4 protein-coding genes are annotated in these 10,151 nt (G+C 71.5%); all 4 read right to left on the reverse strand.

Annotated elements, in window-relative coordinates; translation table 11 throughout:
* Nucleotides 1-29: 29 nt before the first annotated feature.
* The gene (locus OJ962_RS28470) at nucleotides 30-3,302 is read right to left on the reverse strand and encodes a hypothetical protein (RefSeq protein ID WP_202951988.1); all 3,273 of its coding nucleotides are present in this window, start codon (nucleotides 3,300-3,302) and stop codon (nucleotides 30-32) included.
* Nucleotides 3,299-6,574, reverse strand: coding sequence for an Ig-like domain-containing protein (locus OJ962_RS28475; protein ID WP_202951989.1), 3,276 nt, complete (start codon nucleotides 6,572-6,574; stop codon nucleotides 3,299-3,301). The genes OJ962_RS28470 and OJ962_RS28475 overlap by 4 nt, the downstream gene beginning before the upstream one ends.
* Nucleotides 6,575-6,578: 4 nt before the next feature.
* The gene (locus OJ962_RS28480) at nucleotides 6,579-9,611 is read right to left on the reverse strand and encodes a hypothetical protein (RefSeq protein WP_202951990.1); all 3,033 of its coding nucleotides are present in this window, start codon (nucleotides 9,609-9,611) and stop codon (nucleotides 6,579-6,581) included.
* On the reverse strand, nucleotides 9,608-10,151 hold a 544-nt coding region (locus OJ962_RS28485), incomplete at its 5' end, for a hypothetical protein (protein WP_270006766.1). The genes OJ962_RS28485 and OJ962_RS28480, both read right to left, overlap by 4 nt.

Raw genomic sequence — 10,151 nt, forward strand, 5'->3', positions numbered from 1 at the left:
GCGTGGCCGGCGGGCCGTGACGCCTCATCTCACGGCTTGAGCGTCTTGGCCCGGCCCGGCGCGCCGTCGGCGCGCACGGCGCGGACCACGACGCGCTCGAGCGTGTGGCCCGCAAGGCGCTTGACGGTGACACGCCGGGCCTTGCCGGGATCGACGTCGTACGTCAGCTCGCGACCGTCGCCGGTCCAGACGCCGACGGTGTAGCCGACAGCGCCGGGCACCGCGCTCCACTTGACCGTGCCGCCGCGGGTCGCGGTGACCCGCTTGGGCGCGGCGAGCGTGCGCAGCTTCGGCGCCGTGTAGCGCGCGACGGTCAGCGACGTCCGCGGCGCGCCGTTCTGCAGCACGTCCGCCACGATGCGGCGCGTGCCGCCGCGCCCGAACGCCGGCTTGAAGCGCAGCGTGCCCTTCCGGCCCCGCGCGGTGCCGATCGTGAACGCCCCGCCGTCCGCGCGCAGCTCACGCAGCCGGACGGTCTGCCCCTTCAGCGGCGCGACCTCGTAGTCGGCGACGTACTTCCCGCGCACCCGCCGCACCTTCACCGCCACCGACGGCTCGGGCAGCGCCGCTGCGCTCGCGAGCGAGCGGACCGGCGCCGAGCCCGGCTGCGGCTCGACCGTCCAGCGCCCGGCCGCGGGCTTGGCCAGCACGACGTAGGTCGTGTTGTCGCCGGGGGAGTGGATGAACATGTGCCGCTCGCCCTTGACGATGCCGGCGGCGGACGCCGGCGCCGCGGCGGCGGCCGCACCCGGGCCCGCGAGCGCCACGTGCGGCGGCGCGCCCTCACCGCGCACGGCGATCACGGTCGCATCCAGCCCGGAGCCGAGGGACACGCTGGGCGCCCCGGCCTGCGCCGCCGACGCCGGCGTGTGCCAGCTGTCGAAGTCGCAGGAGTCGGCGACCCGCTCGCTCTTGCTGCCGGGACGGCCGTTGATGATGCCCATCTGCTTGACGTAGCCGATCGAGCCCGACCAGACCTTGAGGTCGATCTGGCCGCAGGCGCTGACCGTCAGCGCCTTGCTGTTGGAGGTCAGACGGGCCTCCGCGGCGGCCAGGCAGCTCGACTCGATCTCCGTGGAGATCACGCCGAACGAGAGCTTGCCCGCGAAGCACAGCCCGGCCTTGGCGCGGAAGTCCACCGAGCCGCTCGCGAACGCGCCCGTGAACGTGCCCTTGAGCTCGGTCTTGAGCTCGTTCTCGCCGTCCTTGCTCTTGAGCTTCCAGTCCTTGCCGAGCTCGGCGACCGCGGTGACGCCGCCTTCCTTGTACTCGATCGAGCCCTTGCCCCACTGCTCGCCGACGAACGACAGCGACCCGGAGAGCTTGAAGCCCTTGGCGTTGAACGTCAGGTCGCCGTCCGCGTCGACGAGCGAGAGCGGACCCTCGGAGGTGTAGATGCGCGGGCCCCAGGACAGGCCCAGGCCGACGGTGGCCTCCCAGTTGGGCTGGAAGACGTAGCCGATCTTGATCCGCTGCCAGTAGAGGCCGCCGAGGAACGGGCCCAGCCCGATGTTCGACACCTCGCCGGAGAGGTGCTTGAGCGTGCCCTCCTTGACGCCCACGCCGACCTTCACGTCGGGCGCGCGCGGGATCGGGATGGCGGCCGACAGCGTCGCCTCCCACTCGTTCTCGGCCGCCGAGTACCAGAACGACGCGCCGCCGATCCGCAGCCGGCCGAGGCCGATGTTGCCCTCCACCGTGCCGCCGAGCTTGTCGACCTTGAGCCCGTCGCGGTTGTCCGTGCGCACGGAGCCGATGAAGCCCGGGCCGTCCGCGGCGCTCTCGTAGTTGTCGTTGGGCGTCTTGCACTCTTCGTCGGCGGAGTCGACGAGCCCGTCGCGGTCGTCGTCGGTGCCGTTGGAGCACTGCGAGCGCCCGCTGCTGCTGTAGGCCTCGCCGGTCGGCGCAGTCCCGCTGAAGATGCCCGGGATGCCGATGTTGACCTCCAGGGACGTCGAGCCCTGCCCGAGCGAGAGCTTGTGCAGGCCCTTGAACGGCAGCCCGAAGAGCTTCACCGAGCCCGCGGCGCCGAACCCGTCGATGTCGGTCGGCCGCAGCGTGCCCGCCTCCTTGGGCAGGGTCCAGTTGAGCTCCTTGTGCTGCGCGAGCGGGATCGGGAGGCGGTCGAAGTACGTGGACGGGATCGACATCGACATCGACTCGGACCGCACGGTGCGCGACTTGACGTCGATCCGCACCCACTTGCCGGCGCCGGGCGTGATGTCGAGGCCGTTGAGCCGCACGGTGCCGGTCGTCGCGTAGAGGTTGGCGTCGAGCTTGGCGAAGCACTCCGCGTAGGCCTCGAGGATGCCGGTGCGGATGAACGAGATCCGCCGCTTGGTGCCCTTCCACTGCGCCAGCCCCGGGTCCTCGACCATCACGGGCCCACCGGCGTCGTTGTAGCCGGTGCAGCGGCTGTCTTCGGCGTTGCCGGACTCGCTCGTGCTCTCAGCGGCGCCCAGGACGAGGTCATTGCCGATCCGCTCGGCCGGCCACGGAGCCTTGCGCCACTCGAAGACCTCGGTCCCCCGGTGCGAGTAGGTGATCTTGGCCGTGTGGCCCTCGGTCGTGTTGGTCAGCAGCGACGTGTGCGTGAGGAACTGCTTCGGATAGTCCTTGAGGTAGACCGTCTTGTGCTCGGCGTCCATCGCGGTCGCCGACTCGCCGCTGACGAGCGCGTCCGCCGCCGACCCGATGACGGTCCAGTCCGTGCCCTTCGCGCCCTGCGGGTTCATCCAGCGGTTCAGCCGGTGGGCGAGGAAGGCCTTGCCCATCTCGTGGTCGGCGTCGAGCTCGCCGCAGACCCGTCGCGCACAGTCCGACGAGAGCTCCTTCCCGCCCGCGTGCGGCGCGTTGAGCGTGATCGCGTCCTCGAGCGCCAGCGACGGCTCGAGCGCCAGCGCGGCCCGCAGGACCACGCCGCCCGTCCCGGCCGCGACGGCGTCGAACGGCTGGGCGCCGTAGCGGTTCTTGAGGTAGTCCGCCAGCGCGCGGCCGTGTGCCTCCACGCCCGCGCTGTCGGCGACGCCCACGTTCCAGTCGCAGTTGGTGTCGCCCGCGTGCGTCGAGACGGTCACGAACGGCGTCGTCTTGAAGCGGTGGAAGCGCTCGTCGGCGAGGATCCGTTGCTGGCGCAGCTGCCCCTGCAGCGGCTTCCACGTCGCCTTGCAGTCCACGGCCGTGCCGGTCTCGCCACCCGAGACGAACACGACCGGCTTGACCGTGTCGTCCGAGCGCTCCGCGGCGCCCGCCGGGGCGGCCGCGCCGAGCGCGACCGCCAGGGCCAACACGAGCCGCCTCATCGCCGGCCACCCTTCTTCTTCGTGGAGACGCGCTTGAGCGGCTTGCTCTTGTGCGGGGCGACGTTCGCCTTGCGCGTCGCCTTGATGCGCACGCGCGCGGCCTTGCTGACCTTGCCGTCCAGGCGCACCGTGCGCAGCGCCACGCGCACGGTCACGTCACGGCCCACACCCGCCACGCGGATCGGCCGCTTGGCGTCGTCCGGCGCGAACGAGAGCTTGCGCCCGTCCGAGGTCGTGACGACGGCGTTGTAGCTCACGGCGTTCGGCACCGCCGCCCAGCGCACGAGCACGGCCGAACCCGTGCGGCGCGCGCGCAGCAAGCCCGGCTTGGCCGGCGTGCGCTCCTTCGGCGCCTTGTAGGAGGCGACCTTGATCTCCTCGCCCGGACGGCCGTCCTGCTCGATCTGGGCGACGATGTCACGCTTGCCCGCGGGACCGGCGCCCGGGGCGAAGCGCAGCTGGCCGCAGGCCGTCTTGCGCTCGGTGTCGACGCCGCCTGCCGCCTCGCGGCAGCGGCCGGGCTTGGCCACGCCGATGACGCGCTTGGTCCGCGGGCCCTTCTCGACGAACGTGATCTTCTGGCCGGGGGTGGGGGAGTAGCTGTAGGCCAGCGTGCGCTTGTGGCCCTTGCCGCCCACGCCGCCGACCAGCGTCGGCTGCGGGGTCGCGAACGCCTTGTCGACGGACGTCACCTCGACGCCCGCGTGCGGCTCGATCCGCCACTCACCGGCCGCCGGCCCGGTGACGAGGATCGACGTCGCCTTCTTGTGCGGGTCCGAGGCGATCATGTGCGAGCCCTCGACGAGCTCGCCGCCGTCCTCGGGCACCGTGATCCGGCGCCCGTCGGGGCCGACGAGGTCCACGCGCGGCGCCGCGTCCTTGCCGTGCACGCGCGCCGTGAAGGCCGGCATGTCGGCCGGGACGTCGATCGTCGGGATCGCGCCGACCTGCGACGGCCGCGCGAGGATCCACTTGCCGATCGAGCACGACGAGAGCATCAGGTCGAGGTCGTGGTTCTTCCACGTGTAGCCCGCGCCGCCCTTGACGGTGATCGGCTGCATCTCCCAGTGCACGCGCCAGGGCGCCCAGATCTTCCAGTTCTTGTTCTTGACCAGCACGGGGACCTCGAGCAGCGTCACCTTGATGCAGCCCGCGGCGCCGACCGAGGAGGCGACCGCGCGCCCGTCCAGGCAGCCGACCTTGTAGACGCACACGCTGACCCAGCCCTCGACGTTGAAGCGCGAGGGCGAGCGCGTCTCGATCCAGCCGGTGACGCCGCCGTTGATCTGCGCGAGGCCGAAGTCGAGCTCGCCGCGGAAGTTGAAGTCGATCATCCCGGAGCCCCAGTAGGTGAAGTCCGAGGTCGCGACCTGCTTGCCGAACAGCGACAGCGAGCCGTTGGCCTTGATGAACCACGGCGTGCCGTTCCAGGCGTCGGAGTAGTGCAGGTCACCGTCGATGCGCACCGCGGACTTGCCGTCCACGGACGGGCCGAACGACACGGCCGCGCCGCCCTTGACCTGGAAGGGCGGCGGCTCCAGGCACACGCCCAGCCGCACGCTCTCCAGGAACACGCCCGGCGCCAGCGGCACCATCGTGCCGAGGCCGTCGACGTACGCGCCCGCATGGCTGAGCTTGCCGTTGCGCAGGCCGCCCCACATGCCGAGCTGGGTCTTGGAGGCGGTGGGCAGGACGATCGCCAGCGCGCCGTCCCAGCGGTCGGCGTTGTTGTCGGAGCGGCACTCCATGTACGGCTTCGGCTTGCCCGGGCCGATCGCCGGCGCCTGGCACGGCTCGACCGCGCTCGACCCGGCGCTCGCGAAGCTCAGGCACACGAGCTTGACGCCGAGCTTGCCGATGTAGGCGTTCTCGACCTTGATCTTGAGCCCGTCGAGGTGGACGCCGTCGTTGTCGATGTTGATCGCGACGTCGCCCGTGACCGAGCCCGAGCCGCTGTCCGGGCCGGACTTGAACGCCTCGGGCAGCGCGATGTGCAGCGCCAGGACCGACTTGTACTTGCCGCCCGGCTGGGCCGGGGCGCGCAGACGCAGCGCGACGTGGCCCTCGACCTTCATGCCGAACAGCTTCTGGCCGGCCTTGGAGAGGTCGATCTTCTTGAACTCCTTCTCCTCGCCGAGCTTGCCCTCGGGGAGATCCCAGGACATGCCGCCCTCGTAGAGCTTGATGCCGGCCAGCTCGATCTTCACGTTCTGGATCGCGATCGAGCCGCCCTTCTTGTCGGGTGTCGGCGCGGTCAGGACGGTCTTGCTGCCGCCGATCGACGGCAGCGGGATGCCGTTGACCTTGACCGTGTCCTTGGACTCGTAGACGGGCTGGGCCTCGGTGCCGACGTTCTGCAGGCAGGGCGCGGTCGCCTCGATCACGCCGAAGCGCACGACGGGCTGGCAGTCGTCGACCGTGAACGAGCGCTTGGCGGGTGTCTCGTCCGTGTTGCCGGCGCGGTCGGTCGCGCGCACCTCGACGGTGTGCTGGCCGCCCGCGAGCCGCGGCGTCGTGAACTGGCCGTGCGGCGCGCACGGCTCCCACGTCTTGGTGTCGACGCCCTCCTGGCTGACGTTGTCGATCCGGCACTCGTACGTGGAGCCCGACTCGGAGGAGCCGAACTCGAACGTCTGCACCGTGCCGGTCCGTGCGCCCTCGGCCGGGCCGCTGACGATCGTCGTGTCCGGCGCGTCGGCGTCGATCGTGAACGCGCGCTGCGCCGGGGTCGTGTCGAGCTTGCCCTGCGGCGACTTCGCGCGTACGTTGAGCGTGTAGGCCCCGGAGCGCAGCTTCGGCGCCTCGAACGGCGACGAGCAGGCCGCCCACGCCGGCACCGAGGAGTTCGCGCCGTCGATCTTGCACTCGAACGTCGCGCCCGTGGTCTCGGTGGCGAACGTGAACGACGGCGTCGGGTCGTTGGTGACGTCGCCCGGGCCGCCCTCGATCGTGGTGTCCACGGTGGAGGTGTCGACCGTGAACGCCCAGCGCGGCGGGTTCGGCTCGACGTTGCCGGCGCCGTCGGTGGCGCGCACGGAGAACACGTACTCGCCGTCGGGCAGCTGCACGCTGTAGGGCGAGGCGCACGACTTCCACGTGCCGGTCGGCTCGATCAGGCACTCGAACGTCGAGCCCGGTTCACCGCTGAAGGTGAACGTGGGCGTCGCGTCGGTGGTGATCTTCGCCGGACCCTCGTTGATCGTCTGGGCGGAGGCCGGGCCGGCGAGCGCCAGCATGGCGGTCACCGCCGCCGAGATGATGCGTCCGTGCATCGGGTCAGTCCTTTCGGGTCCAGGTGGCGGCGCGACCCGTGCCGTTGTCGGCACGCATCGCCACGACACGGACGCTGACGGCGTCCGCGATCTTCACGACGCGCGTGTCCGCGTCGACCAGCTTGAGCACGACGCGGCCGTCCGGCAGCGTGACGCGCACGGAGTAGCGATCCGCGTTCGCGGCCGGACGCCACGCGATCGTCGTCGGCGCGGTGCCGGACGCCGCGGACGCGCGGCGCGTGACCTTCAGCGCCCTCGGGATGCCCGGCTTCACGCGCGCCGGCGCGATGTAGGACGCGACGGTCAGGCGCTTGCGCGGGAGCCCGTCCTGCTCGACGACGGCGACGATCGTGCGCTTGCCGCCGCGGCCGTCGGCCGGGCGGAAGCGCAGAGTGCCCTTGCCGCCGCCGCGGACCGTGCCGAGCACGTGGTCGGCGGCCGTGCCCCGTTCCTCGAAGCGCACGGTCTGGCCCGCCTGGCGCGCGACGCTGTACTTCAGCGTCCGCGTGCGGCCGGAGCCGCCGACCCGCGCGCGCACCTTCACGGCGGGACGCAGCTCGGCGCTGCTGACGGCGGCGATCGTCGCGCCGCCGGCCGGCGTGATCGTCCAGCGGCCGCCGCGCGGACGCGACAGCACGACGTAGGTGGTCTGGGTGCCGCTGTTGGTGAACGCGAGCGAGCGCTCGGTCTTGCCCGGCGCCGCGATCTTCGTGCCGCCCGGACCGCGCAGCTGCACCTGCGGCGCAGCGCCGGCGCCGCGCACGGCGACCATGATCGCGCGCTTGCCCTTCGGCAGCACGATCGTCTTCTCACCGGGCGAGGCCGCGCTGGCCTTGGCCTTCTCCACGCGCCAGTCCTTGAGATCGCACGTGCCGGCCATGAACTTCAGCGAGCCGCCCCACGTGTAGCCGGCGCCGACCCCGCCGATGTTGTCGTTGCCGACCTTCAGCTGGCCGCAGAGCGCGATGCCCTTGCTGGAGACCAGGCCCTCGACGCGTGGGCACAGGTTCGGGATCGGCACCGGGACGGTGTCGGCGACCTTGTAGGTGCCGGAGAAGCAGCCCTGGGCCGAGATCTCCGCGTTGAACTTGGAGTCCTCGATGAAGCCGTCGACGGACGCGTCGATGGTCACGGCGGCGTCGATCGAACCGAGCGGCACCGGGCCCTTGAGCCCGAGCGAGAAGTTCAGCTTGCCGCCGAAGTCGACCGCGCCGTTGGAGGCGTAGCCGAGGTGCAGGTCCTTGAACGTGTAGTCGCGGTCACGGGTGAGCGTGGCCAGCGGCGCCTCGGCGCGCAGCGACCATGGGTCGCCGGCCTTGAAGATCAGCCCGGCGTCCGGGATCTTGAGGTTCGCCTCGCCCTTGTCGATGCCGAGCGCCGTCAGGCCGATGCGGCCCTCGACGGTCACCGGCGAGCCGGCGCAGACCTTGATCGCGATCTTCTGCACGCGGATGCCGGCGCCGATGTTCAGGCCCGGCTCGTGGTTGAGCGTCCCGACCGCGTGGTTGAAGCCGCCGTCGGCGAAGCCCATGCCGACGTTGTCGATGCGGAGCTTGTTGGGCGTGGGGAGGACGATCGCCTCGGCGCCGCCCTCCCACTTCAGGCCCGGGGAGTCGTGGTTGCAGGTCGGCTTGGCGTCGCCGTTGTGCTCACCCGAGAACGTGAGGTGCAGGTTGTGGATCTCGACCTTGCCGACGAACACGAGCGGCGCGTTGATCTTCAGGCCGGAGAGGTGGATGCCGCGGACGTTGTCGGACTTGACCTCGACGGCGCCGGTGAGCCCGTTGCCCTCGGCGTCCTGGAAGACCTTCGGCAGCTCGACGTTGCCGCTGAGCACCGCGATCCCGCCCTTGAGCAGCTCGAGCTTGGCCTCGCCCACGAGCTCGAAGCCCTGGACGTTGGCGCCGTCGTCGCCCTTGAGGTCGAGCGCCTTCTCGGAGTCCTTGGGCTTGGAGCCGAGCTTGGTCTTCGAGCCCACGTTGAACTTCGCCAGGGTGACCTTGTCGCCCTCGGGCACGGTCCACTCGAGGTCGCCCTCGTAGAGCACGATGCCCTTGATGCGCAGCTGGATCTGGCCGAGCGAGAGCTTGCGCTTGTCGGTGTCGAAGCGCAGCTTGCGGCCGTCGATCTTGTTGAACGTGATGCCGTTGACCTTCACCGAGTCCTCGGCCACCCACAGGCCGTCCTCGCGGTAGAAGCAGTCCGCGACGGCCTCGACGACGCCGATCGTCAGCTTCTCCGTGCAGTCGCGGACCTGCAGCACGCGGGCGGCGGGCGTCGGGTCGACGTTGCCGGCCGCGTCGGTGGCGCGCGCGTACACGGTGTGCTCGCCCGGCGTCAGCTCGGCCGTCGTGTACGACGCGTCGCACTTGGCCCACGCGGCGTCGTCGACCTTGCACTGGAACGTCGAGCTCGGGCGCGTGGACGCGAGCGCGAACGTCGGCGTGCGCTCCTTCGTGGAGCCCTCGACGCCGTCGATCGTCGTGTCCGGCCCGGTCGCGGCGAACGTGAGCACACGCGAGGCCACGGTCTGGTTGTTCGCCGCGTCGGCCGCGATCACGTTCACGGAGTGCGTGCCGTTGGCCAGCACCGGGGTCGTGAACGGCGACGTGCACGGCGCCGCTTCGCCCGAGTCGATCGCGCACCGGAACTCCACGCCCTCCTCCGGGGAGGAGAAGGTGAGCGTCGCGGTGACGTCGTTGATCGTGTCAGGGCCGGGATCGAGCGTGAGCGCGGGCGCGACCGAGTCGACGGTGAACGAGTGGAAGGCGCTCGTGCCGTCGGCCGTGCTGCGCACGCGGAACACGTGGCTGCCGTCGGTCAGCCTGGGCGCCTTGTAGACGCCGTCCGCGCACGGCTGCCAGGCCAGCTGGTCCATCCGGCACTCGGCCGGCGCCGCGGCCGTGAACGAGAACACGGGCTCGGGGTCGTTGGTCAGACGGACGGGCCCGTCGTCGATCCGGGTCTGCGCGTGCGCGGTCCCGGCGAGGACGCCGGCGAACGCCAGCGTCACCACCATCAGGCGGAACAGGTTCATCGACGGGCCTCCTTTGCCCTCAGGGTCACGGTGAGCCGCTTGGCGACGGTGCCGCCGGCCGCGCGGGTCTTGACGAGCACGGACAGCTGCTGTCCGCGCTTGGCCTTGACGGAGACCGTCTTGGTCTTGCCGGCCTTGATGGTGAACTTCGTGGCGTTGACGGTGCCGCGGCACGCGCCGGCGTGGCCCTTCGGGCACAGCACGCGCAGCTTGGCCCGCTGCTTGGCCACCTTGACCTCGCGGCCGGCGTCGAGGAGGCGGACGGTGCGCGCATCGGGCGTGAGCAGGAGGTCGTCGCCACGGACGGCCTCGCTGCGGCCCAGCTGGACCGTGGCGAACACGGCGACCCGGCCGAAGCGGTCGACCTGGTTGCGCGTGCTCATCGGCAGCGTCAGGCGGACCGTGACGGTCTCACCCGGCGCGGCGGAGAACGTCTCGCGCGCCAGCGTCACCGCGTTGGACGGGATCGACTTGCCTGCACGCGCGGCGCCCGCGCGTGGGCGGCCGTCGCCGGCCGCGCGCGCCGCGCCGGCGCGGGCC

The sequence above is a fragment of the Solirubrobacter deserti genome (assembly GCF_027587175.1).
GTDB classification, from domain to species: Bacteria; Actinomycetota; Thermoleophilia; order Solirubrobacterales; family Solirubrobacteraceae; genus Solirubrobacter; species Solirubrobacter deserti.